The organism is Rothia sp. 11254D007BW (genome assembly GCF_053548195.1).
Map to the genome: position 1 here is coordinate 1,023,018 of NZ_JBPWPK010000001.1, position 22,382 is coordinate 1,045,399.

18 protein-coding genes are annotated in these 22,382 nt (G+C 60.2%); 3 read left to right on the forward strand and 15 right to left on the reverse strand.

Annotation, left to right across the window (positions count from 1 at the left end):
• Positions 1-75: 75 nt before the first annotated feature.
• The 10 genes from murD to dinB all read right to left on the reverse strand — a co-directional run bounded on the left by murD (position 76) and on the right by dinB (position 12,382).
• Positions 76-1,611: a UDP-N-acetylmuramoyl-L-alanine--D-glutamate ligase gene (murD, locus tag ACEE43_RS04575; RefSeq protein ID WP_449107320.1), complete on the reverse strand. Its 1,536-nt coding sequence runs from the start codon at positions 1,609-1,611 to the stop codon at positions 76-78.
• The gene (gene mraY / locus ACEE43_RS04580) at positions 1,611-2,729 is read right to left on the reverse strand and encodes a phospho-N-acetylmuramoyl-pentapeptide-transferase (RefSeq protein WP_449107319.1); all 1,119 of its coding nucleotides are present in this window, start codon (positions 2,727-2,729) and stop codon (positions 1,611-1,613) included. The genes murD and mraY overlap by 1 nt, the downstream gene beginning before the upstream one ends.
• 21 nt (positions 2,730-2,750) lie before the next feature.
• Positions 2,751-4,346: a UDP-N-acetylmuramoyl-tripeptide--D-alanyl-D-alanine ligase gene (locus ACEE43_RS04585; protein ID WP_185173162.1), complete on the reverse strand. Its 1,596-nt coding sequence runs from the start codon at positions 4,344-4,346 to the stop codon at positions 2,751-2,753.
• Between the two features lie 15 nt (positions 4,347-4,361).
• Entirely contained in the window at positions 4,362-6,056 is a 1,695-nt protein-coding gene (locus ACEE43_RS04590) for a UDP-N-acetylmuramoyl-L-alanyl-D-glutamate--2,6-diaminopimelate ligase (RefSeq protein WP_449107318.1), read from the reverse strand.
• A 69-nt stretch (positions 6,057-6,125) separates the two neighbouring features.
• Entirely contained in the window at positions 6,126-7,979 is a 1,854-nt protein-coding gene (locus ACEE43_RS04595; protein ID WP_449107317.1) for a peptidoglycan D,D-transpeptidase FtsI family protein, read from the reverse strand.
• Positions 7,980-8,104: 125 nt separating this feature from the next.
• Complete coding sequence (locus ACEE43_RS04600; RefSeq protein WP_449107316.1) at positions 8,105-8,788, reverse strand: hypothetical protein; 684 nt, start codon at positions 8,786-8,788, stop codon at positions 8,105-8,107.
• Positions 8,785-9,780 carry a 16S rRNA (cytosine(1402)-N(4))-methyltransferase RsmH gene (gene rsmH / locus ACEE43_RS04605; protein WP_449107315.1) on the reverse strand — a complete coding sequence of 332 codons (996 nt, stop codon included), beginning with the start codon at positions 9,778-9,780 and terminating at the stop codon, positions 8,785-8,787. Before rsmH ends, ACEE43_RS04600 begins: the two co-directional genes overlap by 4 nt.
• 50 nt (positions 9,781-9,830) lie before the next feature.
• On the reverse strand, positions 9,831-10,265 hold the full coding sequence (gene mraZ, locus ACEE43_RS04610) for a division/cell wall cluster transcriptional repressor MraZ (RefSeq protein ID WP_135011380.1): 435 nt from the start codon (positions 10,263-10,265) through the stop codon (positions 9,831-9,833).
• A 288-nt stretch (positions 10,266-10,553) separates the two neighbouring features.
• Complete coding sequence (locus ACEE43_RS04615; protein WP_449107314.1) at positions 10,554-10,955, reverse strand: DUF3040 domain-containing protein; 402 nt, start codon at positions 10,953-10,955, stop codon at positions 10,554-10,556.
• Between the two features lie 146 nt (positions 10,956-11,101).
• Positions 11,102-12,382, reverse strand: a complete 1,281-nt coding sequence (gene dinB, locus ACEE43_RS04620; protein ID WP_449107313.1) for a DNA polymerase IV — start codon at positions 12,380-12,382, stop codon at positions 11,102-11,104.
• A gap of 126 nt (positions 12,383-12,508) precedes the next feature.
• Here dinB and ACEE43_RS04625 point away from each other — a divergent pair, with 126 nt between their 5' ends.
• Positions 12,509-13,621: a polyprenyl synthetase family protein gene (locus ACEE43_RS04625; RefSeq protein ID WP_449107312.1), complete on the forward strand. Its 1,113-nt coding sequence runs from the start codon at positions 12,509-12,511 to the stop codon at positions 13,619-13,621.
• A gap of 87 nt (positions 13,622-13,708) precedes the next feature.
• On the opposite strand, the gene ACEE43_RS04630 is transcribed toward ACEE43_RS04625, so the two are convergent.
• Positions 13,709-14,080 carry an Rv2175c family DNA-binding protein gene (locus ACEE43_RS04630; RefSeq protein ID WP_185173169.1) on the reverse strand — a complete coding sequence of 124 codons (372 nt, stop codon included), beginning with the start codon at positions 14,078-14,080 and terminating at the stop codon, positions 13,709-13,711.
• A gap of 107 nt (positions 14,081-14,187) precedes the next feature.
• Between ACEE43_RS04630 and ACEE43_RS04635 the strand changes: the two genes are divergently transcribed.
• Positions 14,188-15,648 (forward strand): serine/threonine protein kinase, encoded by a 1,461-nt coding sequence (locus tag ACEE43_RS04635; RefSeq protein ID WP_449107311.1) that lies wholly within the window; start codon positions 14,188-14,190, stop codon positions 15,646-15,648.
• A gap of 134 nt (positions 15,649-15,782) precedes the next feature.
• Here ACEE43_RS04635 and ACEE43_RS04640 read toward each other — a convergent pair whose 3' ends face one another.
• Together ACEE43_RS04640 and ACEE43_RS04645 are read right to left on the reverse strand one after the other, a co-directional pair.
• Positions 15,783-17,144 carry a class II 3-deoxy-7-phosphoheptulonate synthase gene (locus ACEE43_RS04640; protein WP_237195290.1) on the reverse strand — a complete coding sequence of 454 codons (1,362 nt, stop codon included), beginning with the start codon at positions 17,142-17,144 and terminating at the stop codon, positions 15,783-15,785.
• 144 nt (positions 17,145-17,288) lie between these two features.
• Positions 17,289-18,032 carry a lysophospholipid acyltransferase family protein gene (locus ACEE43_RS04645; RefSeq protein WP_449107310.1) on the reverse strand — a complete coding sequence of 248 codons (744 nt, stop codon included), beginning with the start codon at positions 18,030-18,032 and terminating at the stop codon, positions 17,289-17,291.
• 445 nt (positions 18,033-18,477) lie between these two features.
• Here ACEE43_RS04645 and ACEE43_RS04650 point away from each other — a divergent pair, with 445 nt between their 5' ends.
• Positions 18,478-20,592 carry an AMP-dependent synthetase/ligase gene (locus ACEE43_RS04650; RefSeq protein ID WP_449107309.1) on the forward strand — a complete coding sequence of 705 codons (2,115 nt, stop codon included), beginning with the start codon at positions 18,478-18,480 and terminating at the stop codon, positions 20,590-20,592.
• Between the two features lie 60 nt (positions 20,593-20,652).
• Here ACEE43_RS04650 and ACEE43_RS04655 read toward each other — a convergent pair whose 3' ends face one another.
• Positions 20,653-22,059, reverse strand: a complete 1,407-nt coding sequence (locus ACEE43_RS04655; RefSeq protein WP_449107308.1) for a mycothione reductase — start codon at positions 22,057-22,059, stop codon at positions 20,653-20,655.
• Between the two features lie 56 nt (positions 22,060-22,115).
• Positions 22,116-22,334, reverse strand: a complete 219-nt coding sequence (locus ACEE43_RS04660) for a hypothetical protein (RefSeq protein WP_237241756.1) — start codon at positions 22,332-22,334, stop codon at positions 22,116-22,118.
• Positions 22,335-22,382: the final 48 nt, after the last annotated feature.

Genomic DNA, 22,382 nt, shown 5'->3' on the forward strand with positions numbered 1-22,382 from the left:
CCGTAGGTGCGGTTAAAGGTGAGGGAGGGTGGGAACCAGTAGCTACTGATTGCCCGCCCTCCGCACCGATCGATTCTAGGAATTGATCTGGTTGACCAGGTCGGCTACCGCGTCGATGAAGGCGTTTCCGCGCTCTGCGTACGAGGTGAACTGGTCCATTGAAGCTGCAGCCGGGGCCATGAGCACGGTGTCATTCTGTTCCGAAATCTCGTGGGCCTTGGCAACCGCCAGTTTCATAACGGCCCGTCCATCACTGGCATCGGCCAGCAGGGAGCTCTCACTGATCTTGTAGACCGGCACATCAGGGGCCTGCTCAGCCAAAGCTGATATCAGGGCCGCGGTGTCGGTGCCGATCATGACCACGGCCTTCAAGCGATCCTTGTGCTCAGCGACCAGCTCGTCGTAGGTCACGCCCTTTGACAGGCCACCGGCTACCCAAATCACGGGGTTGAAGGAGGCCAAGGAAGCATTCGCTGCGTGGGGGTTGGTGGCCTTAGAGTCGTTGACCCAGAGAACCCCGTGGGTGTTGGCCACCAGCTGGATGCGGTGGGCACCGGGTTCGTAGTTCTGCAGGCCTGCCTTGACCTGTTCCGGTTCAATACCGGCTGCCCGAGTCAGGGCAGCGGCAACCAGGGCATTTTCTACGGTGTGCTTGGTCGGCAGCTGACCGGTATCTGCTACTTCAGCCACTTCCAGGGCCTGGTTGCGGCGGTCGTCAAGGAAGGCCCGGTCAATGAGCAGGCCGTCAATTACACCCAGCATGGAAAGACCGGGAGTATCAGCCCAAAAACCGATGGCGCGAGCGCCCTCGACGACGTCCGCCTCTTCGACCATCTGCACGATTTCGGGGTAGTTAGCGTTGAAGATGCAGGCGACCTGAGTGTTCTCGTAGATGCGGGATTTATCGGCCAGGTAGTTGTCATAGCCGGCATGCCAGTCGACGTGATCTTCTGCCACGTTCAGCACGACAGAGGCTAGGGGTGACATGGAGTAGGTCCAGTGCAGCTGGAAGCTAGAGAGCTCAACAGCGAAAAAGTCGTAGTCGACGGGGTCGCGCAGGGCATCAAGGATGGGGGTGCCGACGTTGCCCACCGCAATGGCCTTGTAGCCTGCGGTCTGCAGGATAGATTCGGTCATACCCACGGTGGTGGTCTTGCCGTTGGTGCCGGTAATAGCCAGCCAGGGGGCGACCTTGCGTCCTTCGCGCTGACGCAGACGCCAGGCCAGCTCTACATCGCCCCAAATCTGAATCTTCTGGGCTACTGCATCGGCCAGAATACCGATGGTGGGAGCAAGGCCGGGTGAGGTGACCACCAGGTCAGCAGGCTGCCCCTCGACCAGGGGCAGGGCGTCCATGGCACCGGCGCCCAGTACCGAACCGGCCGCACCCACGATCTTTAGGGTATCAGCCTTACCGCGGGTGACCTCGTTATCGTTACCGTCCACCACAACTACGCGGGCACCCAGCTCGATCAGGGTATCAGCGGCTGAGAAGCCAGAGATACCCAGGCCTGCAACGACCACGCGTAGGCCAGACCAGTCGGATTCCCAGCTGGTCAGCGCTTCCAGGCGCTCGTAGCCGTAGACGGGATTTGCGTTACTTGCCTTCATTAGAAGACACCTCCATTGCTCAGTAGCCAGTCACCGTAGAAGATGCCCAGGGCCACTGCTACAAATAGGCCTGCCAGGATCCAGAAGCGGATGACTACGTTGACTTCGGTCCAGCCCTTGAGCTCAAAGTGATGCTGCAGGGGGGCCATGCGGAAGATACGCTTACCACCGCTCATCTTGAAGTAGCCCACCTGAATAATGACGGAAAGGGCAATCATCACGAAGAGGCCTGCGATAATCGGCAGAAGCATCTGGGTGCGGGTGATGATAGCGAAAGCAGCCAGCGCACCGCCCAGGCCCAGGGAGCCGGTATCGCCCATGAAGATAGTGGCCGGTGAGGTGTTCCACCAGAGGAAGCCGATCAGGGCGCCAATGAGGGAAGCAGCCAGCATCGCCATCTGCCCCGAATCGGGCACCTCGTAGCAGACGTTATCAAGAGAGCCGGGGGCACACAGGTGCTGCTGCTGCCACATCGAAATCAGCAGGTAACCGCTAAAGACCATGATGGCAGCACCGGTGGCCAAGCCATCCAGACCGTCGGTGAGGTTCACCGCGTTCGTTGTAGCGGTGGCAATCAGGTTAGCCCAGATGATGAAGAGGATAATACCCAGCACAGGCCCGGCAAAGGCCAGGTCGAGCCAGGAGATATCGCGGGTGAAGGAGATGTTGAAGGAGGCAGGTGACCAGCCGCGTTCGTCCTTAATCAGCAGGGCACCCACAGCAAAGAGGGTGCCAATCAGCCCCTGGAGCACAATCTTACCCTTGGGAGTCAGACCCTCGTTCTGCTTCTTCCAAATCTTCTGGAAGTCATCAATGAAGCCAACGCCCGCCATGCCCAGCATCAGGAACATAGCGAGTAGCACGGACGCTGAGGGGGCCAAGGTGGTACCGGTGAGCAGGGCTGAGAGACCCAGTGCTAGGAAGAAACCGAGGACGGTTGCTGCCATCATCATGACACCGCCCATGGTGGGGGTGCCCCGCTTGGTCTGGTGTGAGGTGGGGCCGTCTTCGCGAATGAACTGGCCGAACTGCTGCTTCACCAACCATTTGGTGTAGAGCGGGGTTCCGGTGATCGAGATGATCAAGCCGAAAGCGGCAGCCAACAGGATGGAAATCATGCGGTGTCTGTGCCTTCCCGGTTATGAGTTATCTGTGGTCTTGGCGGCAGCATCTGGCTGGGCGCCACTGTCTGAGTTTAGTACCTGGACGAAGTCACCGGCGCTTAACCAGGGCTGTGATTGCCCACTATCGCCTTCGTCTCGGGTGAGTTTGCCCTCATAGTCAGCAACTTTTTGACCGAGAAGGCCCAGGCCAGCCCCGTTTGAGGACTTGAAGAGGACGATATCACCCGGCTCTAGGGCACCGCGCAGGAGTTCGAAGGCTTCCTCGGTGGTGGCAACCCAGGTTGCCTCATTACCCCAGGAGCCTTCCAGGTGGGCGGTGTTGTAGATGGGCTTGGCGATGTCGCCTACGGCGATGAGCTTAGAAATGTTGAGACGTACTGCCAGCTGGCCGATGCGGTCGTGTTCGGTCAGGGTCTGGTCGCCGAGTTCCAGCATGGCACCGAGTACGGCCCAGGTGCGATTGGTGGAGGGCAGACGGCCCAGCTGGGCAAGGGTTTGCAGGGCAGCGGTCATAGACTCGGGATTAGCGTTGTAGGCATCGTTAATGACGGTCACTCCGTCGGCCCGGTCGGTACGCTGCATACGCCATTTGGAGGCTGCCCCAGCGGTGTTGAGCTGCTGGGCGATGCGAACCGGGTCGATTCCGACCTGATAGGCAACGGTAGCTGCCGCCAACAGGTTGTAAACGTGGTGTTCGCCGATGAGCTGGGAGCTAATCTCATAGGCCTGCCCATCGGGGAAGGTCAGGGTGAAGGCGGGTTTGCCTTCATCGGTGGTGGTGAGATTGGACGCCGTCATGCGGTTTTCTGCCACACCGGGGTTAGCGGTGTGGGTTAGTTCCGCTTCGCGACCCTCAACGCCAAAGTAGGTGACGGGGGTGGACGCCCGGTTCAGCATGCGCCTCACCCGGTAGTCGTCGATGTTCAGGCCCAGTCCCAGGCGGACGCCCTCGGCCATCTCGCCCTTGGTCGCTTCGATGTTATCGACGCCGCCAAACTCACCGGCATGGGCGGTGCCCACCTTGAGCACAACGCCGAAATCCGGAGAAATCATGTCGGTCAGGTACTTGATGTTACCCACCCGGTCAGCGCCCATCTCAATGACCAGGTACCGGGTGTCTTCCTCGGCCCGGAAGACGGTCAGCGGCACTCCGACCTCACCGTTGAAAGACCCGATGGGGGCCACGGTCTTGCCCTCTGCACCGAAGATAGCTGCCAGTAGGTCCTTGGTAGTGGTCTTACCCGCAGAACCGGTGATACCCACAACCGTCACGTCGCCGCGCTCACGCAGGCGGGCCACGATGTAAGAGGCCAGTCGTCCCATAGCCAGCACAACGTCGTCGACCAGAATTGAGGGGTATAGCTGGCCGTCAGCATCCTGAACCTCGCGTTCAACAAGAGCCAAAGAAGCCCCCCGCTCGAAGGCTGCAGCCAGGAAGTTATGGCCGTCTGTCACCTCACCGGGCTTAGCGATAAAGAGACAGCCGGCGTCAACTTCGCGGGAGTCTGTAGTAGCAGAAGTGCAGGTCAGAGCAGCAGAATCGGCAGCGTCTACCCCTAACAGGGTACCGCTGACAGCTTCTGTAATCTCTAGTGCTGAAAGTTTAATCATAGGTTTACCTTTAGGTTACTTCTGGCGGTTCTGATAGGCCGGGAGCACGCTGAAACCGGCAGCCTGCAGGGCGCGAGCGGTCTCTACACGGTCGTCAAGCTCGATATCGGTACCGGCAACGTCCTGGGCTACCTCGTGGCCGCGGCCAGCAATCAGAATTGAGTCCTTGGGGCCGGCCAGGGCGATAGCTTCATCGATGGCAGCGGCGCGGGGCTCAATGTTGAGCACCCGCTGGGCGCGGGCCCCGGCTTCAAGAGCCGCGAGCGCACCAGACTCAACAGCCTCGCGGATAGGGGCAGGGTCTTCGCCATGGGGGTCGTCGTCGGTCACTACCACGATATCGGCATAGGTGGCGGCGATTTCGCCCATCAAGGGGCGCTTGGTCTGGTCACGCTCACCGGTTGCACCGAAAACAATAATGATCTTGCCGTCCTCATCTGCCGGCTCGATTGCTTCAAGCGCACGTTTCAGGGCATCGGGGTTGTGGGCGAAGTCCACCAGGGCGGTGGGCTCGGTGGAAATCAGCTGCATACGACCGGGCACAACGGGGGTCAGGGTCTCGGTGCGAGCCAGCACTTCGGTGATGCGCTCGCGCTCTAGCCCGTCGCGGGCGCTCTCAAAAACCATCACGGCGGCCAGCGCAGCGTTCGAGACATTGAAATCAGCTGGAAGCAAGGTGGCGCTGGGCAGTTCAAAACCGTCGCCCCGGCGCAAAGTGAAGGAGTGGCCAATACCGGAGCGCTCTACCTGCACCAGGGCCCAGTCCTGGGCAGCAAGGGAGGTGAGAGCGTCCTCCCCCGGCTCGTAACCGGCACCGAAGTTGGTAAAGAGGCGAACCACAGCGCGGGCCCCCAAAGCCTGAACCGCGCGCTTTGCCATGTCAAGACCCCAGTGGTCATCGGCAGTGATAACGGCGCGACGGGTACGGGCCGGGGTGAAGAGCTCGGCCTTGGAATCAAAGTAGCTTTCCATGGTGCCGTGCAGGTCTAGGTGGTCCTGGGTGAGGTTGGTAAAGCCCGCAATGTCGTATCGGATGCCATCGACACGGCGGTAATCCAGGGCATGGGATGACACCTCCATCGCTGCGCTGGTAATACCCTGCTCACGCATCAGAGCGATAAGGGAGTGCACGTGGGGGGACTCGGGAGTAGTGAGCTTAGAGGGAATAGCCTGACCACCGGCAAGAATCTCGATGGTACCGATCAGGCCGGTAGTGTGACCCAGGGCCTGCATGATCGAGTTGGTCATATAGGTGGTGGTGGTCTTGCCGTTGGTGCCGGTCACCGCAAAGAGGCGGGGCGCTCCCCCGCTACTGGGCTGGGAGGCATAGATACGGGCAGAGAGCGGGCCGACAGCAGCTCGCACCTGGTCGGTGGTGACTACACCCAGGTCGTCGGGAAGGCCCAGCTCGCGCACAATCTCAAGGCCCGCTGCGTCGGTCAGCAGGGCGGACGCCCCCAGCTCGATTGCAGCAGGAAGGAAGGAGGCACCGTGGGCCTTTGCTCCGCCCAGGGCAACATAGAGGTCACCGGGCTGCACTTCGCGGGAGTCCATGGTGATACCCGTGATGGAGCGGGCGGACGCCTGCACCAGCTGGGCCTCTAGGCCCACCTCGGCCAGCCAGTCGGCAACCTCAGCGCAGGTGCGCTCGGTAACCTGGCGGGGGCGCAGCGTCTGGGCGCTGCCCTCAAGTGCTCGGTTTTCTGTCACGGGCTTTCCCTCCAATGGGCGGTCTATGTTAAGGTGCGCGGTGTGGCGCGAGTGCTAATAGGGTCTACTTTAGCCGTTTTCGTCATGTCCCTCAGCGAATTTAGGGGTCTCCTGCGGCTCCGTTGTGGAGCGGGGCACATTATAGATGTGCAGGGTTTTCTCCATAATTTCTGCAAACTGGGCTGTGGTATTTGCCAGGCCAACAGCCGATGCCGTGGTTTTCGGGCGGTGCATAGTAACCGATACGAGGAAGCGGGGGTCCTCGGTGGGAGCGACCCCCACAAAAGAGGTACTCCAGCCATCATAGGTGCTAGAACCTTCGTCCACGTTTTCTGCGGTACCGGTCTTACCGGCGACCCGGTAGCCGTTAATCTGGGCACCTTTCGCACCACGACCCTGGTACACGACAGCCTCCATGACCTGGAGGGTCTTCCGGGCGGTTTCTTCACTCACCATGCGGGTACCTTCAGCGACCTCGCGGACTTCTTCGGTACCGTCCGTATCAATCACAGCATCAATGATGCGGGGCTTGAGCATAATCCCCTTATTGGCCATAGCTTGAAAAATCATAGAGGTCTGCAAGGCTGACTGGGCCACGCCCTGGCCAAAAAGCACATTGTACTGCTGGCGGATATCCCAGTCCTTCCAATGGGTGACCAGGCCCTGGGATTCGCCGGTTAGCTCAATACCGGTGAACTCCCCCATGCCAAACTTCTTAAGCCAGTTGTAGCGCTGCTCCTTGGTGAGCTTGCTACCCATCATGACGGTACCGGTGTTCATCGAGTCAGCAATAATACCGGCAACAGTGCGCTTCTGGGCGGGGTGCACGAAAGGATCGGTGATGGTCTGCTGATCAATTTCAAGCTCAGCAGGCACATCGTAAACGGTCTCAGGTTCAGCGATACCCTCTTCAAAGACGGCAGCGATGGTCAAAATCTTCTCGGGAGAACCCGGCTCAATGACCTGGGTAATAGCGCGGGGGTTCATATCGGCCAGCTCAAAACGCTCAGCACCGGGATCCATCGTCGAAGAATCTGCCAGCGCCAGAATCGAGCCGTCACGCACGTCCATCACAATGGCCGTACCCCACTCAGCCTTCAGTTCCTCAGCACGGGCTTTAACCACCTGCTGCGCAAAATACTGTACGTCCTGATTGATGGTCAGCCGCACACTCTTACCGTCCTGGGCAGGGGTGTTCTGTTCGTCCCCGATAGGTATACGAATACCGTCAGCTGAGATTTCATAAACACGCTCACCGTCAACACCGGCTAGGTGCTCCCCCATGGTGCGTTCGATGCCCACCGAGTTGTTCACCTGCCGCGTTTCGCCGCTGGTGCCGTCCACGGCTTCCTCAATGATGCTAAAGCGGCCTACCACCGAGCCACCCACCTGGCCGTTAGGGTATTTACGTTCAGACAGAATCTCACCGTAGATATAGGGGGCACCCAGTGCATCTACCTTATTGTAGATAGCAGGAGTGACGTTCTCTTTAACAATCTTGTATTTGAGGTCGCCATCGAGCGCCGCTTTCACATCGGCGTCACTCATTTCAAGAATATCGGCCAGCTCATACACCAGCTCGGTGGGGGTTACCTCGACCGGGTCACGGCTTTCTTCGGTGTAGCGCTTAAAGTTAGCCACGGCAGACTGATCAACGGTGATATTGTAGCGCTGCACGCTACGCGCTAGCACGTTGCCGTTAATATCGAGAATCTCTCCACGCAGGGCCGGAATGGTCTGCTTACGGGTACGCTGAGCCTTCGCTGCATCGGCTAGGCCCTTGGGGTCAAGGCCTTGCAACCAGGCAAGACGCAGGCCCACCAGGCCCAGGCCACCGATGCCCAGGGTGCCGGCGATAAAGCCACGCCTCCCTACGGTGCGCTTGATGCCCTGGACGGGTTCATTCTGCTCAGTGCCGCTCATCGTCCCCTATTTCTCTTCCGCTGTGGTTCACTCTTTACTGTGGCCCGCGCGCCGCGCGCTAGCCCCGCTACCCCATAAGGCGAACAGGTGCCCACCACCAGGGCAGGCACCGTATCACGCGCTTGCTATTGACCGCCTGCGCTCGCCGCAGCGGACGGCTGGGCTGAGGTCTGGGCCGCGGGTGAGGCGCTGGCAGGAGCTGAGGCCTGGGCACTTGCTGAAGCGGCCGCGCTGGCTGATGCTTCTGCTGAGGCCTTGGCTTCGGCTTCTTCCTTCTTGCGCTGTTCCTCGGCCCGGGCGCTGGCCTCTTCGTAGGCCTGGGTGTCGGCCAGGGCAGGGGGTGCAATCAGGTTCTTGCTGTTGGCTTCACCCTCGACAGCTGCCAGAGGGGTACCGGTAATTTCACCGGTTTGAAGGTCAAGGGTGGCCTGGCTAGAGGCAGCTACCAGCCCTAGCTGGCTTGCGCGGATAGCCAGGTCCTGGGGGGCCTGGTGGAATTCGATTTCCTGGGCCAGGGCCTCATTCTGCTGGATGAGGGCCTGCTCTTGAGCTCGTAGCTCAACCAGGTCGTACTGGCGGGAGGCCATGACGATGCTCAGCACCAGCACGGTGAGCAGGGCAACGAGCATGGCGCCCAGGGCCACGAAGACACGCCAGCGGTTGGAGGTAGCGCGCAGGGCCCGGGAGCGTGAGAGAGGACGGCGGGCGGGGGCTGCTTCTTGGGGTTCATCGCGCACCACAGACAGGCGGGGCTTGTTCAGCTGCCCGCCGTCGTCGGTTGAGGTGGGGAAACGGGGTTCCGCGCTCATCGTGTTGCCTTTGGTGTCTTGATTTTTTCTGCTGCCCTCAGTTTTGCGGACGCTGCCCGCGAGTTCTCTTCAATCTCCTGCTCGGTGGGTGGTTCAGCACCGCGGGTGATGATTTTGAGTTCGGGTTTATGTTCTTCGAGCTCGACAGGAAAACCCTTGGGGGTGCTGGAGGTTGCCCGAGCAGTGAATGCTCGTTTAACGATTTTGTCTTCGAGGCTGTGGTAGCTCATGGCCACGCAGCGTCCGCCCAGGTTGAGAGCGTCGATTGCTGCAGGGATGGCGCGTTCCAGAGCATCGAGTTCGTGGTTGACCTCGATGCGTAAGGCCTGGAAGGTACGCTTGGCGGGGTGCCCGCCCTTGCGCTGGGCGGCTACGGGAACAGCCTGCTGAATTGCTTTGACCAGCTGACCGGTAGTTTCAAAAGGACGCTCGGCGCGAGCCGCTACGATACGGGAAGCAATGCGGGCGGCAAATTTCTCTTCGCCCCACTGGCGGATAATGCGGCGCAGCTCAGCCTCATCATAGGTATTCACCACGATAGCGGCTGTGAGTTCTTCGGTGTTATCCATGCGCATATCGAGCGGGGCATCGTAGGAATAGGCAAAGCCGCGCTCACGCTCATCAAGCTGCATGGACGATACGCCCAGGTCAAAGAGCACACCGTCAACCTGGGTTACACCGGCTTCTGCCATAGCGCGAGGAATTTCGTCGTACACGGCGTGCACAGGGATGAAGCGGTCGCCGAAGCGGGCCAGGCGCTCACCTGCGAGCTTGTGAGCCATGAGGTCCCGGTCAATGCCGATGAGGGTGAGGTCTTCGAAGCGCTCGAGCATGGCTTCAGAGTGACCGCCCATGCCCAGGGTTCCGTCAATCACGACGGCGCCGGGGCGAGAAATTGCGGGCGCGAGGAGGTCGAGGCAACGGTCAAGCATGACCGGCACGTGCCTGTCTTTGGCGTCCTTGCCGGGTGAGAGGTTCTCTACCTGAGTCAAGGGGTGCTCCTCGCGTTGGTGGTTTTGTGATCCGCTGTCAGTTGGGTGGGTTAGAGCATGAGCCCTGGCAGGATCTCATCGTCGGTGCCTGAGAAGGCTTCTTCCTGTTCTTTCAGGTAGGCCTCCCAGGCTTCGGTGCTCCATATTTCTGCTCGTGAGCCTGCGCCGATGACCGTGAGGTCTTTTTCCAGCCCAGCGTAGTCTCTGAGGTTTTGAGGTATGGTGATTCGCCCCTGCTTATCGGGTACCTCGTCGGAGGCCCCCGATAGAAAAACTCGAATGTAGTCTCGCGCCTGCTTCGACGACAGCGGAGCTGTGCGTAACTGTTCGTGAATACGCTCGAACTCGGTCATGGTGAAGACGTAGAGGCAGCGTTCCTGCCCGCGGGTGAGCACCAGACCTGCTTCTAACTGCTCGCGAAATTTCGCGGGAAGAATCAGGCGCCCCTTGGCGTCCAGACGCGGGGTGTGAGTTCCAAGAAACACGGCACCACCGCCTCTACCTGTCGCCTGTGCTCCCCTAGCAAGCGGGGAAACTACATCAGTGTTGTTCTATCCCCTCCACTTTACTCCACTACGCCCCACCGAATGTACCAAATACGGAATTTTTACCGGGTTTTTGAGTGTTTTCACACAGAATGAGATGGTTACAAAATTTTCTGCTTCATGAAGCACCCACCGGGCAGCCAATTTGCACCTCCCATATATAACTTTGAAGGCATACAAAAACCGCCCGGTGCAGGCCGGGCGGTTAAACGTTAATCTATGGAGGGGCTAGAAGCGAGAGCCGCCTTGGCGCTCATCCCACTTGTTTTCGAGGTTCTGCATAAAGCGAGAATTTCCCTTGTTTTTTGAGGGAGTCGGGCGGGCAGATGCCCCACCGGCAGCTTTAGCGCCTTTTCCCTTGGGGGCAGTCGTAGCGAAATACACGCCAGCAGCTGCTACGACAAAACCCAGTACGCCCAACAGGATGAGCTTAGTAGAGACTCCAGCGATGATGATGCCCAGACCCACCACAGCAACGAGGGCGCCAATCACCAGGTTGCGGGGTGATGACGAGACAGCCGGAGCCACAAGGGGCTGGGGGCCGGTCATGGTTGACGCAAAGGCGGGGTCTTCGTTGAGCTGCTTTTCGAGCTGGGCAAGAAGTTCCTGTTCCCGTTCTGAAAGCGCCATGGTGTCTCCTTAGCTTGTGCGGTGAGCCTAAACGCGCAGGTGGGGCGAGCAGCACCGGAAGCGAGCGCGCGTTAGGTTGTCTACTCATCTTACCGGTAGCTTTTGGGTGCAGCCTAGATACACCCTGAAAATGACCTCGAATTTACCTATCGTTTTCGCCCCTCGGAGGTGATAAGGCTTGCTGGGAGAAGACCGTGGGTACCGAAGCGGGCGTTGATGGTGTCCATAGCGTTTTCGGCTCCTTCCCATTCTTCGGCAAGGGTATCTTGGGTCGGTAAGGTCGTGCCGCCTGTAGCACCGGGTGAAGCTGGGGCGAAGAGTTGCATCTGCACGCCGGTTTCCCGCCCTTCAAGTTTTTCTGCGCGGACGCCCAGCAGCCGTATCGGCCGGTGTGATGAGCCATCGGGCTGCAATACTTCTAACTGTTTGAGGTGGGCAATAACGGCGTCAAACATGATACGGCCGGATACGGTTGCAAGGGGCAGGGGGCAGGAGCGGGTGAGGGTTTCGAAATCTGAGTAGCGAATTTTGAGGCTGAGGGTGCGGGTTTGGCGACCGGCGGCTCGCAGTCTTCGAGCAACGGCGAGACAGAGGCTGTAGATTTCTGCGGTGATAGCCTCGGCGCTCGTTTGGTCGGTGGTAAAGGTGTGCTCGGCACCGATTGATTTTTCGATACGCTCTGGGGTGACCTCGCGGCGGTCAATACCGCGGGCAAGTTCATAGAGGTGCAGACCTGCGGCCTGGCCGTAGCGCCCCTGAAGCCAGGGCAGGTCGTATTCTCGCAACTGGGCGACGGTATGGATTCCAAGTCCTTCGAGGAAGGCAGCGCTTTTAGCCCCGACGCCCCAGAGATTACCGACCGGTAGGGGGTCCAGGAATTCTTGCACCCGCTGGGGTGGGACCACCCAGAGACCGTTGGGCTTAGAACCGGCGGACGCCATCTTGGCAACGAATTTACTCGATGAAATCCCTACGGAGCTCGGCAGACCCAGCTCGGTTTTAATGCGGTCGCGGGCCTGTTGCGCGATATCGACGGGGCTCCCTTGGGCTCGGACGGCGCCGGTGAGGTCAAGGAAGGCTTCATCAACGCTAACCTGCTCTAGGCGGTCGGTAATCGTACCTAAGATAGCCATCACCTGAGCGGAGTAACTGCGGTAGTGGGCGGACGGCTCCAGCAGCAGGGCAGCGGGGCAGAGCTGGCGGGCGCGGGCCAGGGGCATGGCTGAGCGCACTCCGTAGCGGCGGGCTTCGTAGGAGGCGGAGAGGACGACCGAGCGCGGCGAGTTGCGGGCAACGATGAGCGGACGCCCGCGTAGCTGGGGTTGTGTAAGAAGTTCAACGTTGACGAAGAAGGCGTCCATATCGAGGTGCATGATGATGCGGGCAGGGGCGTCCGCACGCACGCCCTGAGTAGCCTGCTGGCTCATCTACCCCACCCCCGTTTATCGAAACTATGTTCTAATCTATCCTAGATGAGCAGGGAAGTTTTGACTAGGTGCCGACCTGTATCTACTAGACTGGTGTGCAGAGCTATCCCCAGACCCAAGGACGTCATGACCCCCCAGCCAGCCCCCGCTACCGGCCCCGAGGAATCCGCAGCCTATCTTGAGGCTCTCGAAGCCGAGATGGGCCGCTTTTTTGATACCCAGCAAGAACTCATGGCAACCGTCTCGGTTGAGACCCTGCCCCTGTTGGAGTCCGTCCGTGCCCTTTCCACCGGCGGTAAACGTCTTCGAGCGCTCTTGGCCTACTGGGGCTACCGCGGAGCTGGTGGCGCGGGAGTGACCGAGTCCATCGTTCGGGCGGGTGTAGCGATCGAGCTCTTCCAGACCGCTGCCCTGATTCACGATGACATTATCGATGCCTCTGACACCCGACGGGGCGCCCCCAGCGTGCACCGCCAGTTTGAGGCCATGCACCGGGAGCTGGGGTATAAGACCAGCGCTGAGTCGTTCGGTGTATCAAGCGCAATTTTGGCCGGCGACCTGTGCCTGTCCTGGTCAGAAATGGTGTTCTCGTCCATTCCTGAGCTCACCGCCGCCAGCGAAGCCCGCTTTATCTTTGACCTGATGCGCACCGAGGTCATGGCCGGCCAGTATCTCGATATTGTGGGCGAAGTCGTGCCCGAAGAAGAGCCAGAAGTTGCCCTTGAGCGGGCCAAGAACGTGATTCGTTACAAGGCTGCTAAATACTCCTGTGAACACCCCATTGCCCTGGGCGGGGCCCTGGGTCTTGGCCTGAAGCACGGGGAGACCTCCGAATTGGTTGCCGGTTACCGGGCTTTTGCCCTACCCCTGGGCGAGGGCTTCCAACTGCGCGATGACGTGCTGGGGGTCTTCGGTGAGCCCGAAACCACCGGCAAGCCCGCTGGCGATGACCTGCGCGAGGGCAAGCGCACCGTCCTCACGGCCTTTACAGCCATGAAGAGTAACGCCGACCAGCGAGCCTTCCTCGAAGGCTCCCTGGGTTCCCCTACCCTGGGGGCAGAAACCATCGAAGAGCTTCAGCGCCTCATGCGAGACTCCGGAGCCCTCCAGGCCGTTGAAGAGATGATTCAAGCCAAGGGGGACGAGGCCCTAGCCGCCCTTGAAGCCCTCGACCTCGAAGCATCCGTGCAGCAGGCCCTGCGGGCCATTGCAGCCAAGGCCCTGCACCGCTCCTTCTAGGGTAGCGCTAGCATTTATCAGGCAATAGAACAGCAGGCTCACACCGGAGTGTGAGCCTGCTGTTCTCTATCTAAACCTTTGAAGGCCTTACCAGGCCAGGGCTGAAGCGCGGCGGCGGATTTCGGTCTTGCGACCGTCAATCAGGGCGTCGATAGGACGGCCCGGCAGGGTGTCGTCAGCAGTGTAGAGCCAAACAATAGCTTCTTCTGCGGTGAAACCGGCATCAGCCAGTACACTCAGGGTGCCTTTGAGGGGCTCAAGCACGCGGTCTTCGCGCATGAAGAGGGCGGGGACCTTACGGACGCCGGTTTCGGGATCGCGCACGGCCAGTAGGGTTCCGTCAGCCAGCAGATTATGGACGCGGGTGACCTTGAGGTCAAGGGCTTCTGCGATATCGGGGATGGTCAGCCAGTCGCCAACCAGAGCAATTACTTCAGGTGTAGTTTTTTCATCAGTCACCTATCCATTGTGCCCCAGAAACCGGGGAATCGGTAGGTAGTACCGGCAGGGGCACGACGAGTTTCGTTTTCGGTCTCTTCCCAGGAGCTGCCCGTACAATAGTGAGGATGACTGATGACTTCTCTGCTGCTCCCTGGCTGACCGGGGAAATATTCAAGGGCCATTTTGAGGTGGGCCACCTGATTGCGCGCGGTGGTATGGCCGAGGTGTACCATGCGGTTGACCTGTGGTCAGATAACCCGGTGGCTCTCAAGGTCCTACTCCCCCACCTCTCTACCGACCCTGCTCAGCAACAGAAGTTTTTCCGAGAGGGCTCGGCACTCAAGAAGATTCAGCATGAGAACGTTGTAGGCGTCATCGACGAGGGCACCGAGGTAGTTCACGGCCAGCAGGTCATGTTCCTGGTCTTAGAGTACGTGCACGGGTGTACCCTGGCGCAGCTGACGCAGCTACGACCGGTGCTCTCGGTGGGCGAGATGCTCGATATCATGATTCCTGCGGTTGAGGGCCTATCTGAGGTGCACGCCCACCATCTGATTCACCGCGATATCAAGCCCGCCAACATTCTCTTAGAGGCCGATACAGAGGGCGTTAAGCTCTCTGACTTCGGCCTGACGCGAAGAGCCGATCAGAGCGCAACCGGCCAGCTCATGGGAACTCCGTCCTTTGTGGCTCCCGAGATTCTTGACGTTGCTTCTCCAGTGGGCCCGTCTGCCGATATCTTTGCCCTGGGCGTGATGATGTACCGTATGCTCACCGGCCGTATGCCTTTTGCCGGGGCCGATAACGACCAGCAGGTGCTCTACCACAACATGAACACCGATATTCCCTCCCTCGCTCACCTGGCTGAGGGTATCTCTTCCGACATCGCGGGTGTGGTGAGCTGGTGCACCCGCCGTAGCCCCCGCGACCGCCCCCAAGACGCCACTGAGCTCTACCGGGCCCTGCGCGATATTGAGGCCCGCGCCAGCGAGCAGGAGAAGGACTACCGGCTAGGTCAGGCGGATCAGCCAACAACCCTGTGGGAAGATGTTACCGATATTGCTGAGCAGTCGGGGCGCGTGCGCCACGAGCAGACCGCTATCACCGGTTTTGGAGCCGCTGACGACCTGCTCGATGGAAGCTACTCAGTCCCGCTCAGTGAGCACGAGCAGGCAGTACGTTCAGCCGCGGACGCCCCCGTCGAGATCTATGCCCCCACAGAGTTCCCCGGAGTTGGCCCCAAGACCGAAACCCAGGCCGTCCTCGATGCCCAACTATCTGAGCACGACGCTGCCCAAGACCCGGCGGTAGTAGAACAGCCATCAATTTCTGCAGAGTATAACCGGCAGCGGGCTACCGCCCACCGCAGTGTACGCGCGGACGCAGCACCGGCGTCCGCGCCGAAACCAACGCCGGTGCGCCCCGCCAACCCCGCCCAGTGGACCGAAGCCCAGCGCCGGACCCCGGCTGAGAGGTGGCGCCCGCCCCTCTCCCCGGTTTCTTTAGTCCTGATTCTTGCCCTGGTTCTGTTGGGCTTTGTCGCAGCAGGTCTTGTGGGCTGGTGGCTGGCAAGCCTTATTCTCTAGCGCAGGCGCCCTCACTCCAGTACAGAACCCAAGGGGAAAACCCGGGCATAGAAAAGCCGCCGTGGCCCTATTCTTGAAACCTGTGTTCAAGAGAAGGCGACGGCGGCTTGCTCTGTACCCTGGAGGCCTTAGACTTAGCGGCGGGCCAGGTACTCGGCAACCTGGAAAGCGATTTCCAGGGACTGCTGGTGGTTCAGTCGGGGGTCGCAGAGGGTCTCGTAACGGTCAGCGAAAGCTGCTTCTTCGATGGGGTCAGAACCGCCCAGGCATTCAGCGACGTCGTCACCGGTCATCTCTACGTGGATACCGCCGGGGAAGGTGCCGAGAGCCTCGTGTACCTCGAAGAAGCCCTGAACCTCGTTCATGACGTCGTCGAAGCGGCGGGTCTTGTAACCGGACGGTACAGAGATGGTGTTGCCGTGCATGGGGTCGGTAACCCACACGACCTTGGCGCCTTCCTTCTGCACGCCCTCAACGATGGCGGGCAGGTTTTCACGAATCTTGCCGGCACCCATACGGGTAATGAAGGTCAGGCGGCCGGGCTCGCGGTTGGGGTCCAGCTTGTCAATCAGGGCCATGGCATCGTCGGCGGTCGTGGTGGGGCCAAGCTTCACGCCGATGGGGTTACGAACCTTGGAGAGGAAGTTGACGTGGGCATCATCCAGGCCGCGGGTACGCTCACCGATCCAGAGGAAGTGGGCGGAGGTGTCGTAGGGCAGGTGGGTGCGGGAGTCAACGCGGGTCATAGCGCGTTCGAAGTCCAGAAGCAGGGCCTCGTGGCCGGTGTAGACATCTGTGGTCTTCAGGGGGCCGAAGTCGGTGCCACAGGCTTCCATGAACTTGATAGCGCGGTCGATTTCGCCGGCGATGGACTCGTAGCGGGCGTGGGCGGGGTTCGAGGTAAAGCCCTTGTTCCAGGAGTGGACCGAACGCAGGTCAGCAAAACCGCCCTTGGTAAAGGCACGAATCAGGTTAAGGGTGCTTGCACTGGTGTGGTAACCCTGGAGCATGCGATTGGGGTCGTGCACGCGGGACTCTTCGGTGAAGTCAAAACCGTTAACCATTTCACCGCGGAAGGAGGGCAGGGTGACGCCGTCACGAGTCTCATCGTTCGATGAGCGGGGCTTGGAGAACTGACCTGCCATACGGCCCATCTTGACCACGGGCATGGACGCACCGTAGGTCAGCACAACCGCCATCTGCAGCAGGGTGCGTACGCGGCCTGAAATCTTATCGGCGGTAGCGCCTGCGAAGGTTTCTGCGCAGTCGCCGCCCTGAAGCAGGAAGGCTTCACCTTCTGCAACGCGTGCTAGGTCGGCACGCATCTGGTCAACTTCACCGGCGAAAACCAGCGGAGGAACGCTGTTCAGTTCGTTGATGACGGCAGTGAAGTCGGGGTGCTCAGCCCACTGGGGGTGCTGATCGATGTGCAGGGAGCGCCACTCTTCGAGTTCGGGGAAGTCGTTCGGGGTGGGTACGGCGCCGGGGTTGGTCACGGGGTGACTCCTTTGTATATGGTCGCTAGAGCCTAGCTGAGGGTTAGGCTCTTGTCTCTTATTCAAAAGTATTGGGGCTTAGGTGTAGGGTTCAAAGCTGTGTCCACCATGTGACATACGGCTCTTAGAACGGGGGCGGACGAGCTAGGAGCGGGTCTCAAGCAGACGGTTGGTGGCCTCGTCCGCACTGATTCCTTCAGCCGTCATAAGCTTCTTAACGTCGGCCGCATAGACCGGGGTGATGGGGCGGCCGGTCATCTGGCTAATCCGATCAATCACCAGGTCTGCCAGTTCCCGCTGGGCGGCCCATTCGTCGTCCCGCCCCAGATAGGGGGCCACGTCAATGGGTTCGCCGATGACGGTCTTCACCCGAATCGGCTTGCCATCCTTCCGCAGGCGCAGGCGGTTGGAGCCAGGAACCTGCACATCCTCGTTACCAAACTGGGCAACGGGGATAATGGGGACACCGGCCTCTAGAGCTAGGCGAGCCACACCAATTTTGGCGCGGTACAGACGTCCATCGGGGCTACGGGTCCCCTCGGGGTAGATCCCCACCAGCTTTCCCTCTCGTAGGGCGGCAACGGCAGCAGCCAGAGATTCAGCTGATTTAGCGCCACCGGAGCGGTCAATAGGTAGCTGACCCACCGAGGTGAAAAACCACTTCATCAGGTGCCCCTTAACTCCGGGCGTAGTGAAATAATCTGATTTAGCCAAGAAGAACACCTGACGCGGTGCCGCAAGAGGCAAGAAAATAGAGTCAATAAAAGACACGTGGTTACTTGCCAAAATAGCGCCGCTTGCTGCCGGGATATTTTCAGCCCCCACAACCTCGTGGTGATAGGCCCGCTGCAAGAAGGGCTTGAGCACGGTGCGTAGCTGCATATACATGGTGTCTCTCCTTGCGATAGAGCAATGTCAGGGGTCTCGTGGCTAAAGCAGTCAGCGAGCGGCTTTCCACTACATATTGTATGCCCGAGTGCGACCAGCTCAGAAACAGGAGTTACAAGCCCTCCCCAACGAGGTGAAGCAGGCTCGCGCTCGCTGCCGACCCTCTCGCTGGTTCGCTGACGCTCACAAGCGATTCACGCCAGCCCCGCAGCCAGCAGCTTCGCTGCGAGCCTGCTTCACCCCAGCTTCTTATCTGAACTAGTCAGTATGAGTAAACTACGCTGGCGGTGAAGCTATTCCCCTCAGAGCGTCACACCCGCAAAAAGTGGGGTTTTAGCCGGGGGCGGGCTGTAAAATGACCAGGAAGAACCGCGTGCCCGGCATCGTTGCCTGCGCACCTTAGCCCTCCCCCGCCGCCGAGGCCCGTTAGAGACAAGGTAACACCGTGAAAGAAATTCACTCCCCCCAGATTGTTACTGTTGATCCGGCAGTCAACATCACCGACATGGTGGAACGCCGCGCTCAGGACAGCCGTAATCCTCTGGTCTACCGGGTACAGAAGTCGACCGGCAACTGGGTGCCCGTTACAGCAAAGGACTTCCGCCGCCAGGTCATTGATCTAGCCAAGGGTCTTATGGCCGCAGGTATTGGGGCGGGTGACGTCGTTGGCATTATGAGCCGCACCCGCTACGAGTGGACCCTAATTGACTTCGCCATCTGGTATGCGGGCGCTATTTCTGTGCCGGTCTATGAGACGTCCTCCCCCGCCCAGGCCGCCTGGGCCCTCTCCCACTCCGGCGCTAAGGCGGTCTTCGTTGAGAACAGCAAACTGGAAGGCGTCATCGCTGAGGCCCGCGCCCTGCAGAACCCCGAGCTGAACCTTGAGGCCCTCAAGGACGTCTGGGTCATCGACGATTCGATTCTCCCCACCCTGGTCTCCGGTGGGTCTTCTATCTCTGACGAGGACGTGGAAGAACGCCGTTCCCTCGCCAACCTCGATACCGTGGCAACCATCGTCTATACCTCCGGCACAACCGGCCGCCCCAAGGCCTGCCCGATTACCCACGGTAACTTCGTCCGTCTCTCTGCCAATACCAAGCTCACCATCCCTGAGATTGCCAACGAGACCAACTCAACTCTGCTCTTCCTGCCCCTGGCCCACGTGCTGGGTCGCCTGATTCAGTTGCTGGCCTTCGATGCGGGCCTGACGGTAGGCCACGCTCCCAACATCAAGAACCTCTCCACCGACCTGGCCTCCTTCCAGCCCACCATGTTGCTGGTTGTACCGCGAGTCTTTGAAAAGGTCTACGAGGGGGCTATCAAGAAAGCCGAGAAGGGCGGTAAGGTCAACGCCAAGCTCTTCCAGCGCTCAGTGGACGTCGCTATCAAGTGGTCCCAGGCCAAGATTGCGGGCAAGATGACCCGTGCCCTTACCCTGCAGCACAGGTTCTATGACAAACTGGTCTACTCCAAGCTGCGCGACGCCATGGGCGGCAAGGTACGCTTCGCGGTATCCGGCGGCGGACGCCTGGCCCCCCACTACGGCCACTTCTACCACGCTGTGGGCATCGAGGTCGTTGAGGGCTACGGCCTGACCGAGACCACCGCTCCCCTGGCCGTTGGCCGCATCCGCAACTTTGATATCGGCAACGTGGGTACCCTGATTCCCGGTGGCTCTGCCCGTATCGCTGAGGACGGCGAACTCGAGTTCAAGGGCATCGGCCTTATCTCTGGCTACCTCAACAACCCCGAAGAGAACGCTGCGGCCTTCACCGAGGACGGCTGGTTCCGCACCGGCGACCTGGCCCGTATCGACGATGACGGCAAAATCTTTATTACCGGCCGCAAGAAGGAAATCATTGTGACCGCCGGCGGTAAGAACGTCATGCCGGTACCCGCCGAAGACCGCCTGCGCCAGTCCCCCTTCGTCTCCCAGGCCATGCTGGTGGGCGACGAGAAGCCCTTCATCTCGGCACTCATTACCCTGGACCCAGACGTCCTGCCCGATGAGCTCGAGCGCATCGGGCTGCCCCGCACCCTCTCCCTCAAGGAGGCCTCCACCAACCCCCGCGTCCGTGAGGCTATCCAGAAGTTCATCGACGACGCCAACGCCTTTGTGTCGAGGGCCGAGTCTATCCGCGAGTTCCGCATTCTTGATAAGGACTTCACCGAGGCCGAGGGGCATCTGACCCCCTCTATGAAGGTGCGCCGCAAGCAGGTGCTGGCTGACTTCAACTCCTATGTTGAAGATATGTACAACCGCACCAAGTCCACCGTGACCGAGACCGCCGCGCATACCGCTGAGCGTGTTCAGGAGCTGCGTGCCGAGCAGACCGAGAAATGGGACCAGTTCAAGGCTGTGCAGGCTGAGAAGATTCAGGAGTTCACCGAGACCCAGGGGCAGAAGCTACACGAGCTGGCAGATAAGATCCAGCAGGTCGCTCCCCTACCCGGAGCGAAGGACAAGGACGCCGCCAGCAACTCAGATGCCGACGAGCAGGTTGAGAAGGCCGCTAGTGACTGGGTAGAGGTCACCGAGGCAGAAAAAGACTCCCAGTAAAGTACACGACCCCCGTTCCTGTTATCAGGAGCGGGGGTCGTGCGTTAGTCGGGTCGAAGGCTAGTCGAGCTCAAGCCCCAGCAGGGCGTTCTCCACGACCTCGGTCAGGGCTGGGTGGATCCAGTACTGGCCGCGGGCCATATCGCGGGCGCTCAAGCCAAAGCTCATGGCCTGAATCAGGGGCTGAATCAGGGTGGGTGACTCCTCACCGATAAGATGGGCACCCAGCAGCTCACCGGTGTCCTTGCGGGCAATGAGCTTGCAGACGCCTTCACTATCGTCCATAGCCCAGCCGTAGGCTACGTCGCCGAACTTCTGCTCCTTGACGGTAATCTCAAATCCTTCAGCCGCAGCTTGCTCCCGTGCATGGCTTTCGGTCAGACCCACAGCGGCAATGGGCGGGTGCGTGAACACGGCAGCGGGCACATAACGGTGGTCGGTGGCCCGCAGCTGGTCGGGGTGCACCATATTCCACTGCACGGTGCGCATCTCGGCGTTCGCCACGTGCTTGAGCTGGAAGGGCGAGCTCACATCGCCCAGGGCCCAGACGCCCTTGACCGGCTGGCCACCAGAGAGCACCCGCTGATACTCATCCACCTGCACCAGGCCCCGCTCATCCACATCAAAGTAGGTGGCAGCATCGAGGGTATCAGAGTTGGGGGTGCGGCCCGTTGCCACCAGCACCAGGTCAGCGGGCACGGTAACCCGCTCACCGGCGTCCTCAAATACCACCGTCACAGACCCGTCGTCGGCAGGTTCGATAGCCTTCAGGCCGTGGTTGGTGCGCAGGTCCCACTGGCGGGCGGCCTCGCCGGTAAAGATCTCTGCGATGGTATCGTCGTGGCTGCGGAGCAGGCGGTCTGAGCGCACAGCCTGGGTCACCTGAGCGCCCAGACCCGAGAAGACGTGAGCGAACTCGGCTGCGATGAAGCCACCGCCGATGACCACCACGCGCTCGGGTAGCTCATCAATGCGCATGACGGTATCTGAGGTATGCACCTGGGGCAGGTCGATACCGGGGACCTGCGGCAGGGTAACGCGGGAGCCTGTAGCAAGCACCAGCTGGTCGGCGGTCAGCTCAAGGCCGGACGCAGTAACCACGCTCCGGGGGCCGGTCAGCTTAACGTACTCCTCGTAGACATCCACGTTCTCAAGGGACTTCCGCCAGGCCAGCCCGCCCTCACTAATAGCGTCGATGCGGCCGAAAATTCGGTCGCGAATCTGCCGCCAGGCCGTGTGCTTGTGCTCTAGCTCTACGCCCAGACGGGCAGCCTCCTTGGCACGGGCAACGGTAGAGGCCGGGTAGACGTACATCTTGGTGGGAATACAGCCCACGTTGAGGCAGGTACCGCCGAAGCGGCCGCCGTCGATGATGGCAATCTTCTTGCCCTCGTAGTCCTCGTTGGGCAGGGAGTTACCGGAGCCAGATCCGATAATGATGAGGTCGTAGTGGCGGGGTGAGCTCATGGGGCTACCTTTCGTGCGGGGTACGTCTGTGGTTTTCAACGGGATAGGCTAAGGTTTCATTCCCGGCTGTCAGCTCCACTGCGTGCCTGTGCTGCAGCTTCTGCGTTATCGCGGAAGTTCTTCTGCATCTGGCGGAAAACCAGCACGTTACCGACCACGATGTGCAGGAAGCCCAGAATCATCACATAAATATTCCAGCCGCCCTGCGGAGCAAGAACCCCAGCTAGCAGCAGAATCGCGCCAAAACCAATAATCATCAGGTGAGTTACGTTCATGCTTCCTAGCCTACAGGTAGGGACCAGATTCCTCCCTAAATCCTTCTG

What these genes read in the sequence shown, in the direction of transcription:
- murD (WP_449107320.1), bottom strand. Translation starts at nt 1,611, where the DNA reads ATGAAGGCAAGTAACGCAAATCCCGTCTACGGCTACGAGCGCCTGGAA.
- mraY (WP_449107319.1), bottom strand. Translation starts at nt 2,729, where the DNA reads ATGATTTCCATCCTGTTGGCTGCCGCTTTCGGCTTGATCATCTCGATC.
- ACEE43_RS04585 (WP_185173162.1), bottom strand. Translation starts at nt 4,346, where the DNA reads ATGATTAAACTTTCAGCACTAGAGATTACAGAAGCTGTCAGCGGTACC.
- ACEE43_RS04595 (WP_449107317.1), bottom strand. Translation starts at nt 7,979, where the DNA reads ATGAGCGGCACTGAGCAGAATGAACCCGTCCAGGGCATCAAGCGCACC.
- ACEE43_RS04600 (WP_449107316.1), bottom strand. Translation starts at nt 8,788, where the DNA reads ATGAGCGCGGAACCCCGTTTCCCCACCTCAACCGACGACGGCGGGCAG.
- ACEE43_RS04615 (WP_449107314.1), bottom strand. Translation starts at nt 10,955, where the DNA reads ATGGCGCTTTCAGAACGGGAACAGGAACTTCTTGCCCAGCTCGAAAAG.
- dinB (WP_449107313.1), bottom strand. Translation starts at nt 12,382, where the DNA reads ATGAGCCAGCAGGCTACTCAGGGCGTGCGTGCGGACGCCCCTGCCCGC.
- ACEE43_RS04625 (WP_449107312.1), top strand. Translation starts at nt 12,509, where the DNA reads ATGACCCCCCAGCCAGCCCCCGCTACCGGCCCCGAGGAATCCGCAGCC.
- ACEE43_RS04635 (WP_449107311.1), top strand. Translation starts at nt 14,188, where the DNA reads ATGACTGATGACTTCTCTGCTGCTCCCTGGCTGACCGGGGAAATATTC.
- ACEE43_RS04645 (WP_449107310.1), bottom strand. Translation starts at nt 18,032, where the DNA reads ATGTATATGCAGCTACGCACCGTGCTCAAGCCCTTCTTGCAGCGGGCC.
- ACEE43_RS04655 (WP_449107308.1), bottom strand. Translation starts at nt 22,059, where the DNA reads ATGAGCTCACCCCGCCACTACGACCTCATCATTATCGGATCTGGCTCC.
- ACEE43_RS04660 (WP_237241756.1), bottom strand. Translation starts at nt 22,334, where the DNA reads ATGAACGTAACTCACCTGATGATTATTGGTTTTGGCGCGATTCTGCTG.